At 45.2% G+C, this 19,912-nt stretch carries 14 protein-coding genes; all 14 read left to right on the top strand.

Annotated features, from left to right (window positions below):
* The first annotated feature begins 9 nt into the window (after positions 1 to 9).
* The 14 genes from ACJJIP_RS16230 (at position 10) to ACJJIP_RS16165 (ending at position 19,910) form a co-directional block, all read left to right on the top strand.
* Complete coding sequence (locus ACJJIP_RS16230) at positions 10 to 1,248, top strand: glycosyltransferase family 4 protein (protein WP_444945588.1); 1,239 nt, start codon at positions 10 to 12, stop codon at positions 1,246 to 1,248.
* Positions 1,241 to 2,188, top strand: coding sequence for a hypothetical protein (locus tag ACJJIP_RS16225; protein ID WP_444945587.1), 948 nt, complete (start codon positions 1,241 to 1,243; stop codon positions 2,186 to 2,188). The genes ACJJIP_RS16230 and ACJJIP_RS16225 overlap by 8 nt, the downstream gene beginning before the upstream one ends.
* 7 nt (positions 2,189 to 2,195) lie before the next feature.
* Positions 2,196 to 3,332 carry a polysaccharide pyruvyl transferase family protein gene (locus ACJJIP_RS16220; protein WP_444945586.1) on the top strand — a complete coding sequence of 379 codons (1,137 nt, stop codon included), beginning with the start codon at positions 2,196 to 2,198 and terminating at the stop codon, positions 3,330 to 3,332.
* A gap of 36 nt (positions 3,333 to 3,368) precedes the next feature.
* A complete protein-coding gene (locus tag ACJJIP_RS16215) occupies positions 3,369 to 4,313 on the top strand; it encodes an alginate O-acetyltransferase AlgX-related protein (RefSeq protein WP_444945585.1) in 945 nt (314 codons plus the stop codon).
* Between the two features lie 10 nt (positions 4,314 to 4,323).
* On the top strand, positions 4,324 to 5,259 hold the full coding sequence (galU, locus tag ACJJIP_RS16210; RefSeq protein WP_444945584.1) for a UTP--glucose-1-phosphate uridylyltransferase GalU: 936 nt from the start codon (positions 4,324 to 4,326) through the stop codon (positions 5,257 to 5,259).
* Positions 5,260 to 5,276: 17 nt separating this feature from the next.
* Complete coding sequence (galE, locus tag ACJJIP_RS16205) at positions 5,277 to 6,314, top strand: UDP-glucose 4-epimerase GalE (RefSeq protein ID WP_444945583.1); 1,038 nt, start codon at positions 5,277 to 5,279, stop codon at positions 6,312 to 6,314.
* A gap of 136 nt (positions 6,315 to 6,450) precedes the next feature.
* A complete protein-coding gene (locus ACJJIP_RS16200; protein ID WP_020412113.1) occupies positions 6,451 to 7,011 on the top strand; it encodes a sulfotransferase in 561 nt (186 codons plus the stop codon).
* Between the two features lie 141 nt (positions 7,012 to 7,152).
* Positions 7,153 to 8,295, top strand: a complete 1,143-nt coding sequence (locus ACJJIP_RS16195) for a glycosyltransferase family 92 protein (protein ID WP_444945582.1) — start codon at positions 7,153 to 7,155, stop codon at positions 8,293 to 8,295.
* A gap of 124 nt (positions 8,296 to 8,419) precedes the next feature.
* Positions 8,420 to 10,684 (top strand): glycosyltransferase family 2 protein, encoded by a 2,265-nt coding sequence (locus tag ACJJIP_RS16190; RefSeq protein ID WP_444945581.1) that lies wholly within the window; start codon positions 8,420 to 8,422, stop codon positions 10,682 to 10,684.
* 268 nt (positions 10,685 to 10,952) lie between these two features.
* Positions 10,953 to 12,686: an SLC13 family permease gene (locus ACJJIP_RS16185; protein ID WP_444945580.1), complete on the top strand. Its 1,734-nt coding sequence runs from the start codon at positions 10,953 to 10,955 to the stop codon at positions 12,684 to 12,686.
* 5 nt (positions 12,687 to 12,691) lie between these two features.
* Positions 12,692 to 13,624 carry a glycosyltransferase family protein gene (locus tag ACJJIP_RS16180; RefSeq protein WP_444945579.1) on the top strand — a complete coding sequence of 311 codons (933 nt, stop codon included), beginning with the start codon at positions 12,692 to 12,694 and terminating at the stop codon, positions 13,622 to 13,624.
* Positions 13,615 to 15,666: a capsule polysaccharide biogenesis protein gene (locus tag ACJJIP_RS16175; protein WP_444945578.1), complete on the top strand. Its 2,052-nt coding sequence runs from the start codon at positions 13,615 to 13,617 to the stop codon at positions 15,664 to 15,666. The genes ACJJIP_RS16180 and ACJJIP_RS16175 overlap by 10 nt, the downstream gene beginning before the upstream one ends.
* 1,029 nt (positions 15,667 to 16,695) lie before the next feature.
* Positions 16,696 to 17,940 (top strand): capsule polysaccharide biogenesis protein, encoded by a 1,245-nt coding sequence (locus ACJJIP_RS16170; RefSeq protein WP_444945577.1) that lies wholly within the window; start codon positions 16,696 to 16,698, stop codon positions 17,938 to 17,940.
* A gap of 191 nt (positions 17,941 to 18,131) precedes the next feature.
* Positions 18,132 to 19,910, top strand: a complete 1,779-nt coding sequence (locus ACJJIP_RS16165) for a DEAD/DEAH box helicase (RefSeq protein WP_444945576.1) — start codon at positions 18,132 to 18,134, stop codon at positions 19,908 to 19,910.
* Positions 19,911 to 19,912: the final 2 nt, after the last annotated feature.

The raw sequence follows: 19,912 nt of genomic DNA, 5'->3' as shown, positions 1-19,912 counted from the left end.
GAATTATCAATGACTGAACACAGAATACTGATTGTTTCCCACGGTCACCCGGATCACAGCAAGGGTGGTGCAGAAGTGGCCGCCTATAACCTGTTTAAGGAATACGAACGACTGGGCTTGGACACTGTTTTTTTGGCACGTACCGACCAGCCTTCCCATGGAGGATCTGCTTTCTCCACTATTAATTCGGACAAAGAGATTCTATTCCATACCTATATGTCCGATTTTTTCCTGTTCCAATCGGGTTGTAAAAAGCATGTTTGGCAGGAATTTCGTGCATTATTAAAGCGCTACAAACCGACTGTAGTACATTTTCATCACTACATTCATATGGGTTTGGAATTGATCCGTGAGGTAAGAAATACCTTACCGGATGCACGTCTTGTTGTAACACTGCACGAATATTTAGCTATCTGTGCTAATAATGGCCAAATGGTGAAGCCAGGCAAACAGATGAAGCTTTGTTATAAGTCATCTCCCACTGACTGTGCACGTTGTTTCCCCGAGCGCTCTGCAGCGGACTTCTTCCTGCGGGAGAAGTATATCAAATCCATTTTTAACTTGGTGGATATGTTCGTCTCACCCAGTCATTTTCTGATTGAGCGCTATAAAGCCTGGGGAATCCCCGAAGAAAAAATGGTAATGATCGAAAATGGCCAGCCGGAGATCGAAACGCCTGCACCTCGTCCCTTAGCAGAAGGGGAAGGGCGCGGCCGTTTCGCTTTCTTTGGTCAGATCAATCCTTTTAAAGGTGTAGATGTATTGCTGGAGGCCTTTAAACTGTTGCCCGAAGATATCCAAGAGAAGGTTCATTTGGATATTCACGGAGCTAATTTACAAGGCCAGACGGAAGAGTTTCAGGAGAAAATTCTTGGGTTGTTAGAGGATCTGGGCGATTTGGTTACCTTGCATGGATCCTATGAGTCCCATGAAATAGGTCGCTTAATGGAGCAAGCCGACTGGGTGATTATTCCTTCGGTATGGTGGGAAAACTCACCGATGGTTATTCAGGAGGCCTTTAACTATGGCCGTCCTTTGATCGGTAGTGATATCGGCGGTATGGTTGAAAAAATTTCCGATAATATAAGTGGGCATCATTTCCGTAACGGGAGTAGTAATTCTCTGAAACAGGCAATACTGAAGGCTTGTGGAGAGGATAGTAGCTGGAACCTGATCGCAAGTAATATTCCGAAACCTCTAACTGTTAGTGAATGCGCAGATAAACATATGGGTATTTATCATGGCTAAACTATTTCTGCATGTCGGAATGCCTAAGACAGGCACCAGTTATATTCAAGCCTATATGAACCTGAATGCAAAAAGGCTAAAAGCTGATCACGATGTTGATGTCATATCGGGGCGGGATCCACATATTGTTGCATGTGAGCATATTGGGGATGCTCGCTTACGAAAGCGCGAAGATATTAACGGATTGCTGCAGGAAAAAAAATTATCTGAAATATCCAAAAAACTGACTACATTTAGCACAGGCTCTGTAGCTATCTGTTCATCTGAGTATTTTACGCTCTCCGATAAGAAGTCGGTTTTGAGTTACTTCTCTTCCTATTTTGATGAAGTAGAGGTTATCTATACCGTTCGTAGACAAGACAAGTTACTGGCTTCAGGATTTAACCAGGATGTAAAAGCTTTAGGGAGAACTTCTAATCTTGTTTGGTCAAAAAAAGATAGCCTTCTGGATTATTATGCCAACTGTCAGGAATGGGTAGATCTTGGAGCGAAAGTATCGATCATTAATTTTGATCAGGTGCGAAGTTCAAACCAAAAGATAGAGGAACAGTTCTTTGAGGTCTGTGGTATATCTGGAAATTTATCAGGTTACGCTATTCCAGATTCAAAAGGAGCGAATTACTCCCTGAAAAAGAGAGAGGTCCTTTTAAAGCTGGCTCTTAATCGGAGAGGCGTGTCTGCGCCAGAGCTGCTGGAAGAGTTTATCTCCTTTAACAATCAGGATGTTGAGTTTGTACTCCCAAAATATTATGCAAGGGTATTGATGGGGTATTACTCTGAGTCAAATAGGAAGTTTGCTGATAAATTCTGTATCGGAACTGATATGAGTGAATTTATAGTTTCTGAACCCCTGGTAAATGGTATAAGTGGATTTGAATGGAATCCATTGTCCGAATCTGAATGTCTAGTCGATTTCTTTATTCAAAAATTAATTCCTTAGGTGCTTTATGAAGAGAATAGCATTTATTGGTGCTAATCCAAACGGGTCATCATTTAAAAGAAATACAGATGAAGCATTTTCAGTTTCTGGAAATAACACGGGGAATTATGCATTCTGGAATGCGGTAGATCGGCAAATTTTAGGTGATAAAGAGTATATCGAAGGCTGGAATTTCAATCCTGAGAAGATTCAATGTGAATTTGATCTAGTTGTTCTTCCTGCATCAAATTTTATACATCCTGATAGGGATATGGGTGGGTTGGCAGATAAATTAGAAAAAGTCAATCTACCAGTGTTGGTGGTTGGTTTAGGTGCACAAGCGGCACATAAGAATGAAGGAGTTAGATTTAAGAAAGGCACTGTTCGCTTTGCTAAAGTCTTGAGTGACTTGGCTACGAAAATTGCTGTTCGAGGAGAGTATACAGCCGCAGTCCTTGAGTCATTTGGCATTAATAACGTAGAGGTTATTGGTTGTCCATCGAACTTTACAAACTTAGATCCTGAGTTGGGTGTAAAGAATGAAAATTCTTTAAGTGAGTTAAGGAATATTCCTGAAGAAAATATAAGTATTTTGGTGAATATTGATGCACATAGGAAGAAGTTTAAAGGGGCATTTAAAAAGTTTCATTCTTCAATAAAAAATAATCCTTTTCAAATTGTTTGTCAGAATCCCTTCGAGTTAGTCTCTTTGGCGCGTGGGGAGGTGTATGATGAGGCTAATCATCACATGACTCATCAGGCTGACTTATGGTGTTCTGGGGAGTCTAGAGAGGTGTTTGAGCGCTTCGCCAAAGAAAGGTTTATTACTTTTTTTAACGCTGAAGCATGGATGGAGTATGCAAGAAAATTTGAACTATCAATAGGTACGCGGCTTCATGGGAATATGCTGGCCTTCCAAAGTTATGTTCCTTCATTTTTTGTATCCCATGACTCAAGAACAAATGAATTGGTTGATATTATGATGCTCCCTAGGTGTGATTGGGATGATTTCACCGGAGGACAAGTTCATAAAATAATCGAAAAATGTGAGTTTTCTGGTCGAAACTATGATCAGAACCGCCGCTATTTGGCGGCTAGCTACCAAGTTTTACTTGATAGTTATGGTGTTCCCATTTCGAGAGAATTACGTGAATTCGTTGGTTGACCTTAAGATCTTTCACATATTGAATTGGTGATCATTTTGGATTCAATAAATGTAGAAAATGGTGTATTGGTAGGGAATAATGATGAGCTTTTTCTTGCGAAAGGCAATCATAATCCCTTGGAATATATCTTAGGTGATAAGGTTGTAGACCTTGAATCTATTGAGAGCTTCTGGGCTAATATCGCAGCTAGGGCGAGTTATTGTGCTAAAGCTGGCTGTGCTTTTAAGCATGTAGTTTTTCCAGATAAACATGTTGTTCAATATAAAGATTTTCCTTTGGGAAAAGTTGATGGCCTTTTTTCTTTTTACATGGAAAGAAAATTTGATAATTCTGTAATTTACCCAGTCTCCGAGCTTCGGGAATTAGTCGAAAAACCATATCTTAAGCATGATACTCATATGAGTATGTATGGGAAAAGGTTGGTTTCGTATTTGCTCTTAAAGGAGGCTTTAGAAGAGGTCTCTTTCGAAGACCATAGAAAGATCCTTGCAGAAAATCTTAAGACTATTCGAGCGCAAGGGGATTTATCAGTTAAGTTGGGCCTTGGTCCGGACGATGTAGAAGTTGTTTCTTCCCCAAAAAGTGCAAGATATCTCAGTAATGGTGTCAGGGGAGGGAATAATGGAATTGTTGATATTTATATCAACGAAAATTCTATAACTAATAAGCGCCTTTTGATTTTTGGTGATTCTTTTTTTAGATCTATGTTGTCCATGCTTGCTTATTATTTTAATGAGATTCTGTTTCTGAGAACACCTTATTTTCATACTGAAATGTATAATTTGTATAGGCCGGATGTTGTTTTTACTGGCAATGTGGAAAGATACTTGTCGAAAGTAACATGCGACAATGAGGCTCGCCCATTTTTTATGTATCGTTATGCAAAATCTAGTGAAGACTATGGAAATGAAACCAAAGGCTTTTCTGATATTTATGGTTCTTTATTGAGCGCTAAGAATAGCTTTGTAGTCTCCAGATAGATAAGATTTTATGAAAGCAATTTTACCTGTTGCCGGCTTGGGAACCCGTATGCTGCCGGCCACCAAGGCTATTCCCAAAGAAATGCTGCCTATCGTCGATAAACCGCTTATTCAGTATGTGGTCAATGAGGCGGTTGCCGCTGGGATAAAACATATTGTGCTGGTTACCCATTCCAGTAAGAACTCTATCGAAAACCATTTCGATACCAGTTTTGAGTTGGAGGCTACCCTAGAGGCCAGGGTCAAACGACAGCTATTGGATGAGGTTCGGTCCATCTGCCCGAAAGACGTTACTATCATGCATGTACGCCAGGGTGAGGCGAAGGGGTTGGGGCATGCCATCTTATGCGCCCGACCATTGGTGGGTGATGAGGATTTTGCGGTGTTACTTCCGGACGTCATTATCGATGATGCAGCTTCTAATCTCTGCCGGGATAATTTGGCGCAAATGTTGTCGCGATTCAATCGGATTGGTGTTAGTCAGGTGATGGTTGAGCCGGTTCCGGTAGAAGAAGTGCATAAATATGGCGTGGCGGATTGTCAGGGAGCAGCGTTGTCTCCAAATGCCTCGCAGCCAATGACAGCCATTGTGGAAAAGCCTCCTGCAGCTGAAGCGCCATCGAATTTAGCAGTGGTTGGACGCTATGTATTGTCACGCAAGCTATGGCCCTTACTTGAGCAGACATTACCAGGTGCCAGTAACGAAATTCAGCTTACTGATGCTATTGCAGAGTTGATGACACAGGAAACAGTTGAGGCTTATCGTATGGTCGGCAAGAGTCATGATTGTGGCTCTAAGTTGGGCTATCTAAAGGCAAATGTTGAATACGGATTGCGCCATCCAGATTTAGCAGAAGATTACCGGGCTTATTTGAATACATTGATGCTATCTGGGGATATGGCTTCCGATAGTCAGATCCAGCTTCCAGAGGATGCTGTTGCATGATTGGGAATAGCGAAACGATGGGTAGACGGGTATTGGTTACCGGTGGCGCGGGTTACATTGGCTCTCACACCCTGGTGGCATTACAAGAGGCTGGGTTTGAGGCTGTAGTTATCGATAGTCTGTGCAATAGCTCCGAAGTAGCTCTACAAAGGGTACAGGCGATTAGCGGCAAACCGATTCGCTTCTATCGTGGTGATATTAGAAACCGCAAACTGCTAGGCCAAATTTTTACTGAGAATGCGATTCATGCCGTAATTCATTTTGCCGGACTGAAGGCAGTAGGTGAATCCTCACAGAAGCCGATCGACTACTACCAGAGTAATGTTAGTGGCAGTCTGGTATTACTGGAGGCTATGCAGGCGTTTGGAGTTAAGCAGCTGGTGTTCAGCTCTTCCGCCACTGTTTATGGTAGTGAGGCCCCTGTGCCTTATGTGGAAACTCTACAAACTGGTCGCACCAGTAACCCATATGGCACCAGTAAATGGATGGTAGAACAGGTTTTACGGGATGCGGCCGCTGCGAACCCAGAGCTTTCTGTGGCACTCCTTCGATATTTTAATCCTGTTGGTGCGCATCCTTCTGGATTGATTGGAGAAGATCCTCAGGGAATACCTAACAACCTGCTACCTTATATCGCCCAGGTTGCAGTGGGTAAGCGCAACGAGTTATCGATATTTGGCGATGACTACCCCACACCGGATGGTACCTGTCTGCGGGATTACCTTCATGTAGTGGATTTGGCGATAGGACACGTTCGAGCCTTGGAGTGGCTGGCAGATAAGTCAGGCGCAGAAGCATTTAACCTTGGGACTGGTCGGGGCACTTCTGTACTGGAAATAGTTCGAGCTTTTGAGCAGGCTTCAGGTGTAACAGTTCCCTATCGGCTGTCACCACGTCGTGCAGGCGACCTGCCAGCTTTTTGGGCTGATGCCTCCAAGGCAAAATGTGAATTGGGGTGGGTTGCAAATCTGGGGTTGGAGCAGATGATGGCCGATACTTGGCGGTGGCAGAGTAAAAACCCCCATGGCTATGGCGCTGTTGCTACCAATAAGTAGATGGAAATGGCGCTAGCGATATTTTCTTGAGAATAGCAGAAGAAAATAGAGAGTCTCGCGAACGTCTCACTATGCACTGTGTTGACGGCGTTAAGTTAGCTCGGCATTGAATAAACAAGTTTTTTAGATTTTTAGCATGAAAGTATTTCAGATTGGCTTTAATAAGTGTGGTACGACAAGCCTGAACCACTTTTTCTTGCGCAATGGCTATAAAGCTATTCACTGGGATCATGGGAACTTGGCTTTACAGATTGAAGATAACTATCTACATGGACGGCCATTGCTGAGTGGATATGAAGATTTCGATTTCTTTAGCGATATGGAGCTGGTTTCAAGTCGGTGCCTATATGCCTTCGAAAAATACTATCAGGAACTGGATCGACAGTACCCAGGTTCTCTTTTTATATTAAATACACGCCCTGTGGATAAATGGATAAAGAGTCGCCTTAATCACGGTGATGGAAGTTACTTGCGGCGTTTTGAACAAATCTATTCGTGTAACCGTGAAGGCGTTATAGATCGTTGGAAGTACGAGTGGTACAAGCATCATTCAAATGTGCTTCAGTATTTTTATGGGCGTGAGAACTTCCTTCTATTTGATATTGAAAACGATGATGGAAGCAAGATAAAAAAATTTACTGGCTGTTCAAAAATGCAGGCTTCTTTTTACAGACATGATCACCGGACCAGCTGTTAGTGTGATTGGTGCTACGACTGAGATAATGTGTGCCTGCACTTTTCTGATTGTCACTCCTGTTAGATTATACGTTATTTTAATAGTGACCACTTTCGAAACTTTCTTAGAATAGTTGACTAAAGATGGTCTTTTGGAGCGCGAATGAAGTTTGGAATCGCTGCGATTTTTAAAAATGAATATGAGTATATTCTGGAATGGATTGTCTATCACCAGTTGATAGGTGTTGATGCCTTTTATATTGCTGATAATGTCAGTGATGATGGATCCTCACAGTTATTGGAAGCACTGGACAGCCTCGGTGTGATAAAAAGGGTTTATTTCCCCAGAGTTGGTACCGGTGGTCCACAGATGCCTGCTTATAATAATATGTTGCATCGGTTCGGTAATGAAGTTGACCTTTTGTGTTTTATTGATGCCGATGAATTTCTTGTCAGCACAAATGGCAGTAATTTAAAGGATGTTTTATCTGGTTTTTATGCACTAGAGGATGCTGGTGCTCTGGCACTCAATTGGCGAAACTTTGGGTCGTCCGGTCATAAATTCAAGGATGAGGGCTTGGTAATTGAGCGTTTTACATATGCCTCAAAACAAGATCATGATTTCAATCGACATATCAAGACGATCTTAAAGCCCTCTATGGTAGAGAGGATGCATGTTCATGAATGTATCCTTAAATCTGGACGTTATTATTCAGGGAATCTTCAACCAACGGTCTTTGAGAATGGCAGTCCGTGTGAGCCCAAGACGAGCAAGGTTCTCTATGATGGGATAAGAGTTAATCATTATGTGGTTAAGTCCCGTCATGAGCATGTTATGAAAAAGGAGCATAAAGGCTCTGGAGCTGGCAGTGCAGAGAGAAAAAAGGGTGAGGCTTACTTTAAGGCGCACGATTTAAATGATGAGAGAGATAAGGCACTGCTCTGCTATGTTGATGACGTGAAGGCAGGCGTTGCAGCCCTGAGGGATCGTATTGGTGCAGAAACCCCATTCCTCTGTTACGGGAAAGCGTTTGTTGATGTTAAGCCTGAGCTGATTACCGGTTGGGCTGTTACAGAGTCTGATTGTCCTGTAAAGATTCGCTTGTTGGTCAATGGCGTAGAACACCTTGTCGATTTGAGTCGGGCGCGCCCCGATGTTGTGCGTAAGGGGCTTTCCAAAAGGCTACAATGTGGCTTCAGTTTTAAACCCAAGAAGGTTATCACCAGAGAAGATAAAATTGAGGCGTATATATACGGTACGACTGTTGAAGCGAAGGTTAACTTTAAGTTGGATATTAGCGTTTAGGAAGAAACCTTATATATGGCCGGATATGGCATTGGAACAAGTAGCTAAACTTGAAAGTAAGGTTATTCCGGTACGCATAACAAGCACGGTAAAGTGCACAATTAAATAGCGGGATTTAATACTGGTGTTTAAATTTTTGAAGTCCCTGTTTCGTATTGATTTGATCTCCAGGCTTAAGCCTGCACTTGCTATTAGTCGGGCCAGTGATGCTTCGATAAATTTTGACTGGTATTCTGAGGGAAAAGATCCGCAATTTCTGGTAAAGGGACGGATGCCCAGTGCCGGATGGTATATGGTGGAAATTGCTTTGAAGTATAATCAGTCTTCTATAGATTCAAAGATCTACTTTGATTATGGGGCTGGTTTAAGTGAATCTGACAGCATTTTTATTCCTATTAAATCCGGTAAAGTCACCAAGCGCCTGGTATACCTTTCTGCTCGACCACAGGCAGTACGTTTTGACCCCATGGAATCTGTGGGGCTATTTTCAGTAAAGCGTTTTAACTTAGTCAGACTTTTGCCCCAGTTTGCTTATGATCGCTTGGCTCAGCGTCTCAACAATATGCACTTTAAGTTTCGTAACTTGGGAAAAGCGAATGTGTTGCGGAGTATTCGCGAGGAAGCCTTAGAAAGGAATTGTTGTTGGCGTGATTTGGCGTTAGAACACTACGGGAGAACTTTTATTAAGAGACGTCAGTCTCGTGATTATAATGAGTGGATCAGAACCGTTGAGCTCAAACGCCTCGAATCTGCGGATAAGGGGCTTTCCCTAAATACAAATACAGACCCCCTGATTTCAATTGTTGTCCCTACTTACAATACTGATTTAAAGCTATTGTGCGCTTGCGTTGACTCGGTACTAGCACAAAGTTACGGCAATTGGCAGCTTTGTATTGCCGACGATGCGTCTTCGAAACCACAGGTTAAGGCTTGCTTGAAGGAATACCAAGCCAAAGATGCACGCATCCAAGTGGAATTCCGGAAAAGTAATGGACATATTTCAGCGGCTAGTAATAGCGCTTTAAATTTGGTAAAGGGCGAATATATCGCTTTACTGGACCATGATGATACTCTGGCGCCGCACGCCCTACAAAGAGTGGCAGAGGAGATTCGGAAGAAACCGCAAGCTCAATTGCTTTATAGTGATGAAGACAAAATTGATCAGTTGGGTGAGCGTTTTGATCCGCACTTCAAGCCGGATTGGAATCCTGATCTTCTATTGTCACAAAATTATATTTGCCATTTGACGGTGTTAAGGGCATCTCTAGTGGCAGGGGTAGGAGGCTTCCGCTTGGGGGTTGAGGGCAGTCAGGATCACGATTTGCTCCTGCGTTGTTCGCCCTATCTGAATGTTGATAATGTCGTACATATTCCGGAAATACTATACCACTGGCGAGCGATCAATGGTTCCACCGCCCAGGAGGGCGACGCCAAAAGTTATGCAGCCAAGGCGGGCTTAAAAGCGGTGACTGATTATTTTGAAAGTGAAGGGTTGCAAGCTATGGGAGAGCCGGGTACAGCACCAAACAGCTATCGGGTGCACTGGACTATTCCTCAGCCTGCTCCTTTGGTGAGTTTACTGATTCCAACTCGGGATGGCCTGGAGATTCTTAAGCCCTGTGTGGAGGCGATTCTGTCCAGAACAGATTATCCGAATTATGAGGTGCTGATCTTGGATAATCAGAGCCGTTGCGAGGCAACATTGCGCTTTCTGAAGGAGATAAGTAATTCTAATAGAAGGGTTTCAGTGCATCGTTGGGACCACCCATTCAATTACTCTGCGATCAATAATTTTGGCGCTGAGCTGGCCAGGGGTGAGATTATAGGGTTGGTGAATAACGACATCGAGCCTATCAACAGGGGCTGGCTGACAGAGATGGTAAGCCAGGCGCAGCGGCCTGAAATCGGCTGTGTGGGCGCAAAACTTTACTACTCCAATGATACTATCCAGCACGGTGGAGTGATTCTCGGGATTGGAGGTGTCGCAGGCCATTCCCACAAGTATTTCAACCGTAATGAATACGGTTATTTTTCGCGCCTGCACTTAGTGCAAAACCTTTCAGCAGTGACAGCCGCGTGTCTTCTGATACGTAAAGCGGTATTCGTGGAAGTGGGGGGGTTGGACAGTGCTAATTTGGCGGTGGCTTTTAATGATGTGGATTTATGTCTCAAGGTGCGCGAAGCGGGTTATCGTAATCTGTGGACACCTTATGCGGAACTCTACCATCATGAATCAGTTTCCCGAGGCGCCGACAATACCTTGGCTAAACGCCGCCGTGCGCAGCGTGAGGCGCAGTATATGCGCAATCGTTGGGGAGAGTTGTTAGATACTGATCCAGCTTATAATCCTAATCTGACGCTTGTGCATGAGGACTTCTCATTGGCATAAATCTGAAGTAGTAAGGCACCTTAGCTGTATTCACTGATTTATTCTAATGGAGACTTCTTTGCATTTGCCAACTTGCCATATTAAGAGAGTGGCGCGTATGGATGTTCTTCTGTTGCGCTTGGCGGCTAGGCTGGGGGCTTACGGGCATAACTATAGGAAGCTTTGGGCGGGCAGCATAACCGGATCAGTTTTGGCATAATCTGTTGTTGCTCCAGGCCTGCAATAAAACAAATTCTCGTATCGGTAACCAGAGCGGTGCCCTGATCTTATGACACTTTCCCAATTTTTTGTTGCGGGTATCTTTGCCCTGGTGATCGGTTCCCTGATTTTCACACGTTTCCGCCCTTCTCTGGTCTTTGCTTCAGCTGCTGGAGCCTGTTTTTTGACCGGATTGGTACCTGCGGAGTCGGTGTTACAGAAGGGGGCTAACCCGGGTTTGGTGACATTGATAATTTTGTTACTGGTATCGGTGGGGTTGGAGAAGGCCCGTTGGTTGCGGGCTCTTTCAGAAGGGTTGATCAATGGCTCCCTGAGGATCAGCCTTCTACGCTTAACTTCTGCAACAGCGCTAAGTTCAGCTTTTCTCAACAATACTGCTGTGGTGGCAGCTTTGGCGTCCAGCGTCAAAGGACAACGCCGTTTACCGGCAGCAAAGCTGCTATTACCACTTTCCTATGCCGCTATTCTCGGTGGAACCCTGACCTTGATAGGCACTTCCACCAACCTGATTGTTAATAGTTTCGTGCTGGACCGTGGCCTGCAAGGCCTGGAGTTCTTCACTTTTTTGCCAGTAGGATTGGCCGCAACCTTAGTGGGACTGGCAGTGTTGTTGTTGTGTAATCGCCTTTTACCTGAAGGGGCGGTAACTGAGGAGCCGGTGACTGAATATCTGCTGGAAGCAGAGGTAGTGGCAGATTCACCCCTGGATGGCAAGAGCGTTGAACAGAACCGCTTGCGCCAGCTGGAGACCCTCTACTTGATCGAAATTGTTCGTGGAAATCAAATCATAAGTCCAGTGGCACCTTCAGAGGTGCTCCGTTGTGGGGATAAGCTGATTTTTAGTGGTGATGTCCGAGATCTGGGACGTTTACAGGATATTGAGGGGTTACGCCTTTTCGCTCTGGAAGATGAGAAGTTGGACCTGAATCTCACCGAGGTGGTGGTAACGCCCAGTTCCAGTATCCTTGGCCAAACCCTAAAGGGGTGCAACTTTCGTACTCGTTTCGACGCTGCTGTAGTTGCTATGCGCCGTGGCGGTGAACGGTTGTCAGGGAAGCTGGGGGAGATAGAGCTGCGCGCGGGAGATGCGCTGCTGCTGGCAGTGGGAGCGGATTTCAAGCATCACTTAAATATCGATAAGAACTTTTATGTGATAAGCGGTACTGAAGTACGGCGTGAACTTTCACGGCGGGATAACTGGCTGCTGGGCCTTGGTTTTGCTGCCGTAGTTTCCGGTGCGGCGCTCGGCTATTTTTCGTTGCTGAAAGGACTGGTGGTATTGCTGGGTGGCATGATAGGGCTGGGTATCGTATCGACTACTGAGATGCAGCGACGCTTCCCTTTCCAGATATGGTTAATTATTGCCTGTGCCTTGGTACTTGCAGAGGCCTTTGCTGTTAGTGGCTTGGCGGACACGCTGGCTGGTGGTTTGAGGAGTATGCTTGCTGGCTGGGGACCGTTGGCTGGTCTGGTGGGTATATTTTTGCTGACCTTAGTCCTAACTGAACTGATGACGAATAATGCAGCCGCCGCGCTTACTTTCCCCCTTGCCTGGAGTTTGGCAGAGAGTTTTGGGGTGAGTTGGGTGCCTTTTGTAATGGCCGTGGCCTATGGGGCCAGCGCAAGTTTTTTGACTCCATTTGGCTACCAGACCAATCTGATAGTGCAAAACTTGGGTGGGTATCACTTAAGGGACTTCCTGCGTGCGGGTTTACCTCTCACCATTGCATACTCTTTAACTGTCCTAACATTATTGCCAATCGTATTTCCCTTTGAGAGTTGAAGCTTTTGAGAACTGAATTGGATAATGCGAACCGCTGGTTGATCGTTGAAGAGGGCCCAAATCCCTCAACGGATTATTTTGTTATTCCTTATTTGCGGAAGAAAAAAGCGCAAGTACAGCGGTTGTCTTTTTCGGAAGTTCTTAGTGGTGATGAGCTTGAGGGCCTGGGATTGATATTTGTACGTTATATCCCCAGATCATGGCAGTCTCTTATCCATAAAAATCTTAGTAAATTGTCAGAAATTTATTTATTTATTGATGACGATTTATTTGATTGGTCCGCCTTTGTTGGCTTGCCCCTCCGCTATCAACTAAAGATTTTTCGTTATAGTTGGTCACGACAAGGTTGGCTGAAGTCCATAGGGGCAGGTCTGTTGGTCTCAACGCCATATTTACAGAGCAAGTATCAGGAATGGTCTCCACAGTTATTACAGGCGCAGCAGATAGATTGTAGTGGAGGTCAACCTCTAACAGTTTTCTATCATGGTTCTGCATCGCATATTGAAGAAATTCGCTGGTTGGTACCAATAATTCAGAAAGTATTGCAAAGAAATTCAAGTTTGAATTTCGAAGTTATCGGTGATGGGCGTGTAAATAACCTGTTTCGAGGGATGTCAAGAGTAAAAGTAATACATCCTATGAAATGGTCAACCTATCTATCCATGTTGCAAAAGCCAGGGCGAACTATTGGTTTGGCACCGTTGCTAGACACTCCATTTAATAAAGCCCGGTCTTACACTAAGTTTTTTGATATTACACGGGCTGGTGCTGTAGGAATATATGCGAATGGGGATATTTATGGCAGGGTGATTCGTCATCAGGAAAATGGTTTGTTGGTGCCTATGGAGACTTCGGCCTGGGTAGATGGCATTTTACATTTAGCGGATGATAAACAATTACGTGAGAAGTTATTAAGTGGGGCTCGACAATGTCTGTAATCGGATATTGTTCGCTGGGCCTTAGCCGATTGCGCAACCTGGAACATTTTCTAGGGGCTCCCTGTCAGTATGTGCTGTCAAAACCAGGTAAGTCTGTTACCCATATGGTTGGTTGGGGTCTCAAGGCAACTGCGGATAAGGCGCAACGTATAGCCGTTCGCTCAAATTTACCTTATTCCTGTATTGAAGATGGATTTTTGCGATCACTGGGTCTGGGGGTTGAGGGCGCTGAACCCCACAGCTTAATTGTTGATCAGACAGGTATTTATTACGATGCCTCCCGCCCAAGTGATCTTGAGTCCTTGATCGGAGAATCTGCTTGTTCGGCAGAAGAGATAGAGCGAGCAGAAGCAGGGCTCCGGCTTTTACGAAGCTATAGACTTTGTAAATATAACTCTGCTGATGATACTCCCCTGGAATTACCGGACAGTCGCGCTTATGTGTTGGTAGTTGACCAAACCTATGGCGACAAATCTGTTAGTGGAGGATTAGCTTCAACGAAACATTTCCAGCAAATGTTGGAAAGCGCCATCCGTGAAAATCCTAGGGCTGAAATATTAGTAAAAATTCACCCAGATGTTATTGCGGGAAAGAAACGCGGATATCTGGAAGAGCTGGCGGAGGAAAAAGGCTGTAAGATACTTACCCAGGATATTTCTCCTTGGGCAATATTTGATCGAGTTGAAAAGGTCTATGTGGTAAGTAGCCAGCTGGGCTTTGATGCACTAATTGCTGGTAAAGAAGTGCATTGTTTTGGTATGCCTTTTTATGCTGGTTGGGGGTTGACCAAGGATCGCCAAAGCTCGGAACGCCGTGGAATCAAGCGTACTTTGGCGGAGATTTTCGACGCTGCTTACCTGCGCTATTGTCGATATATAAATCCCTACACAAGACAGAAGTGTGAATTTGAGGATACTGTTGGACTCATTGCGGAACAAAAAAGACAGTGGAACCGGTTTCGGGGACAGTGGCAGGGCATTGGGTTTTCAGCTTGGAAGCGTCGATTTATTCCTGATTTCCTTGGAAATAAGGATAGGGTGAAATTCTCTAAAAGATATAGCGAAGCAAGAAATCTGGATATCGGTACCAATATCCTGGTTTGGGCAAGTCGAGCGTCGAGTGAATTAAAGGAGGAATGTAAGCGCTCAAACTTAAATTTATGGCGGGTAGAGGATGGTTTCTTACGCTCTGTTGGTTTGGGGGCAGATTTAATTTCGCCAAAGTCGCTGGTTTTTGACTCTCGTGGTATCTATTTTGATGCGGAGCAACCAAGTGATCTTGAAGCGCTGTTAAATTTTGGGGTTTTTCCAGAGTCATTATTAAATAGGGCCAGAAAGCTACAAAAATCGCTGATCAGAAAACGCTTAACTAAATACAATTTAAGTGTTTGTAAGCCAATATCCAGTTTAGGCATTTCCTCAGATAAGAAAGTGATCCTGATTCCTGGTCAAGTCGAAAGTGATGCATCCATTGCCTATGGCTCACCAAAATTAAAAAGTAATTTTTCATTGCTTGAAAGAGTAAGGCGCGATAATCCAGGGGCATATATTGTGTATAAACCCCACCCGGATGTGGTAGCCGGAGCTCGACTGGGAGCGCTGCCGGCAGGTGCTGAGTCTTTGTTTGATTTAATAGTAGAGCAGGGTGATTTTCCTTTTTTATTAGAAAATGTAGATGAAGTACATACACTCAGTTCACTGAGCGGCTTTGAGGCTCTGATGCGCGGGGTAAGGGTGGTAACCTATGGCCTGCCTTTTTATGCAGGCTGGGGTCTCACAAATGATAAACTTATAGAAAACAGGGAGATGAGTAAAAAAGACTTATTTGAACTGAAGTCTCGTAGGCAGCGCCACTTAAGTCTGGATCAACTAATTGCGGCTACTTTATTGCTTTATCCGGTATATGTGGATAGGAATACTGGGGAGTATATAGACGCAGAGACAACAGTTGAACTGTTAGAGTCTGAACGAAATTTGAGTGTCCGAAATAATATTTTCTTTAAGTTTTTCTGTTGGTATCGGAGTAAATTTTTGCGTTATTAGTTTAAGCGGTTGTTGGCTAGGCGTAGACTTCTACCTTAGAAGATATGTAATACAGGTCTTTGTGAAATATATTTTCATTTAGGTTATTTGGTTTTGTGTTTTCTTGATGTTGATCTCGCACCTTTAAATAATCGCATTATTTTCTAATCGCAGTCTAATTTTGAGTGGGATTTACGGTATTTGGGTTCTTTTCAGGAATTGCTTCATCTTTTTTAAGTTAATGCCCTTTTCTCTAGTTGCGAGTCCTGTTTTGTTGTTGAAGGTAACTTTATTCTTAAGTTTTCCTGGGATTATCTGTCTCGCTTATGGTTGCTATCAATGCTGTCTAAAAGATTGAGGCGAGTCATAGAGTTTTGCTTTGCAAAAAGAGTTGATCAGTGGTTTTGTATTTAATGGTTTTTCGCTTTTCTGAGTTTTGGCAGTGATTTTATTTAAGGGGAAGATGTTTTATTCAATTCAAGCTGCAAACGATTGCAACTGCGCTGCATCTAGTCTTTGAGCTGCACTAAACTGGTCACCGATGACGTACGGCTGTGCGCAGTGATAAAAATTTGTTGGGTAAAAAACAGGGTGCGGTTATATCTGGACTGTTAGTCTACTTTGAAGGGACACATGCGCTGTATTTGTGTGTGATGGCATATTTTTTTTCTTGATATAAGATGCTTTTTTTCCGGGCACTGGCAATTGGCGGGCGATAGATTTATTTGCGTCTATGAAAATATGTAAAGGCCTAAATTAATCGACTCTCAATTTCCACTAATACAGACGCTGTCTTTGTAAATAGCTATTAAGAAAGGTTCAATGTATAGGCCTTGGCTTGTCACTGATCTGTAGAGAGCGGTATTGCGGAGTTAGAGGAGGCTTTAGGAGCTTGACTTTAGATGAGATAATACCTCACTGTGGGTTGTTGACTAACTTAGGTTTTGTGGTATCGAAATGCGTAGGCAAGTTTCTGTTCTCTCCTCCTACACTTGCCTACCGACAAGTTGTATTGCGCCAGCTTATTGATACTCAGGGGTAGATCAATTTATGTCTGTTGCAGTATTTCTACAGGGGCCTCATGGTCCATTTTTCGCCAGGGTGGCGAAAAGGCTATCCCAACATGGTGTGATCACCCATAAAATCAACTTTAACGGCGGTGATCGCTTTTTTGCGTGGGCGGATTTCCAGGAAGATTTCGCCGGTAGCGAGGATGACTGGCCATTCTTTTTTCGCCAATACCTGTTAGACAAGGGGGCTGAGGCGGTCTTTGTCTATGGCGATTGCCGACGCTACCACGCCACGGCAAGAGAAATCTGTTCATCACTTCAAATCCCTTTTTGTGTATTCGAAGAGGGATACTTGCGCCCAGATTTCGTAACTCTGGAGTGGGGAGGAGTAAATGCTTTCTCCCAGAGGGATTGGTCTGAGGAGACAATTAACCAGTACGAACCTAATGGACGCCAAAAAGGGATTCCCGTAGGGCAAACGTTCTGGCATAGAGCACTTTTTGCGATCGAATATTACTTGGCAATGCGTTTTGGACAGTCAGAATTCCCTTATTACCGGCATCACCGCAGTCGTGATTGGCTGGAGGAGGGTACTAACTGGCTTCGCAGCTTTGTTCGCAAGGGACTTTACAAGATAACGGAGCATAAGCTGACTGATCGGTTAACTTCAAATCTGAGTCAGCAGTTTTTCCTGTTTCCCCTGCAGACCCGAGATGATTTTCAGCTTAGGAGGCATTCCGACCTTCTTTCTATAGAAAACGCCATCGATGTAGTGCTGAAGTCCTTTGCCCAGAATGCTCCAGAGGGCACAGTGGTTGTTATCAAACATCACCCTATGGATAGAGGCTTTTGCCATTACCAGAAGCTGATTGATGTGTTGGCCGAGCGGTACAGTATTGCCGGAAGGGTTATCTACTGCCACGATTTACACCTACCCACTCTGCTCGATCATGCCAGGGGGGTTGTGACAATCAATAGTACGGTGGGTATTTCAGCATTGCTGCATAAAGTTCCTACCAAGGTGCTTGGTCGTGCACTTTACGATATCCCCGGATTAACCCATCAAGGTCAGTTAGCCAGCTTCTGGTCATCACCCGAGAAAGTAGACTTTACATATTTTCAGCGTTTCCATACCTATCTTTACGAGCAAACCCAGATTGACGGTAGCTTCTCCAAAGGCATTGATAAGACAATAGACGGAGTGATAAAGCACTTACAATCAGTTGCCGTATTAGCAGCACAGGGACCTGTTTCCGTCGAAACCTGTAGTACAGATGCCGTATAAAGCATGGGTGCTCCCAACTCCCTGCTCCTCCTCAGCCTAATACGGCATCTCCTAAAGGCTTTCAGTTGCACTGGTCACCCTTTGTTTAAAAAATAGGCTGATCTAAATCGACTAACCTGTTAGACTGCGCGGCCTTTTGACCCGCCGCTCCGGTCCCTCGATAGGGACTTTGGCTTCAAGTGAATTCCGAAATGACCGATACCCCTAAACCGGCCGGCTTCGACCAGCTGGGCCTGCCGCCTGAAATCCTCAATGCCATTGAAAAGCTTGGTTATGAGACTCCGTCCCCAATTCAGGCGCAGACTATCCCTTCCTTAATGGAGGGCCGCGATGTACTGGGCCAGGCACAAACTGGTACCGGCAAAACAGCTGCTTTTGCGCTGCCGCTGCTTTCCCAGTTAGATTTGAGTGACCGGCGCCCCCAGGCGCTGGTATTGGCGCCGACCCGTGAACTGGCAATCCAGGTGGCAGAAGCTTGCCAGGCCTATGCAGGCAAACTTAAAGGCTTTCATGTAGCACCGATTTACGGTGGTGCAGACTACCGTGGACAGATACAGCAGCTGAAGCGCGGAGTACAGTTAATAGTGGGAACTCCAGGTCGGGTGATGGACCATATGCGCCGCGGTTCTCTGGACCTCTCCAACTTACGTACACTGGTACTGGATGAAGCCGATGAAATGCTGCGCATGGGCTTTATTGATGACGTGCAATGGGTATTGGAACAAATTCCCGAAGAGCGCCAGATTGCCCTTTTCTCTGCGACCATGCCCAAAGAGATTGCCCGTATCGCCCGAGAGCACCTGCAGGAGCCGGTAGAAGTCAAAATTCGGGTTAAGACCGAGACTGCTGAGACTATTCGCCAGCGTTACTGGCCAGTGGGTGGTCTTCACAAGCTGGATGCACTGACCCGCATTCTGGAAGCTGAGCCAGTGGATGCCACAATTATTTTTGTGCGCACCAAGAACAGCACTGTGGAGCTCGCGGATAAGCTGGCGGCGCGTGGCTTCGCCAGTGCAGCATTGAATGGAGATATGGCACAGAACCTGCGTGAGGCGGTGATCGATAAGCTCAAGAATGGCAAGCTCGATATCGTAGTGGCCACTGATGTGGCGGCGCGAGGCTTGGATGTGAAGCGTATCAGCCATGTGATCAATTACGACATCCCCTACGATACCGAAGCCTATATCCACCGTATTGGCCGTACTGGTCGCGCAGGCCGTGAAGGTGATGCCATCCTGTTTGTTGCACCGCGTGAACGCCGCATGCTGCGAATTATTGAGAAGGCCACCAAAAAGCCGATTGAAAAGCTGGAGTTGCCAAGCGCGGCGGCGGTTAACAGTGCTCGTATGCAGCGTTTCCGTGAACGTATTACCGCAACATTGGAAGGCCAAACTGATCTGGCTCCCTACCGCCAGCTGGTAGAGGAGTTCCTGGCACAAAATGAAGTGGACCCACTGGATGTGGCCGCGGCGCTGGCTGCGATGGCTCAGGGCGATCAGCCTTTGTTGATCAAAGAGCAGGAGCCCAAGCAGCGCAGAGAACGACGCGAGCGAGATGATGACTTCGAAGGGGCGCGCGGCCGCAAGCGAGGTGGTTATGAGAAAGACCGCAAATTGCCGGCACCGGACGAAGGCCTGGAGCGCTACCGTATCGAAATCGGACGCGAACATGGTGTAAGGCCTGGCAGTATTGTTGGCGCAATTGCCAATGAAGTGGAGCTGGATAGTTCCTACATTGGTCGTATTGAGATCTACCCGGATTTCACTACGGTGGACCTGCCTGAAGGAATGCCAAAAGAAGTCTTCCAGCACCTGAAAAAAGTGCGTGTGTCTGGAAAGCCGATGAAGATATCACGCTTTGATGAGGCGAGCTCAAAGTCCAAGGGTAAACCGAAAGGTAAACCCAAGGGTAAGTCGAAAGATAAGCCAAAAGGAAAGCCCAAGTTCAAGCGGGAGAATAGCGGGGAGTAATA

Source organism: Microbulbifer variabilis, assembly GCF_052467165.1.
Note: the sequence above shows the minus strand (reverse complement) of the source record. Positions and strands in the feature narration are given on the sequence as shown.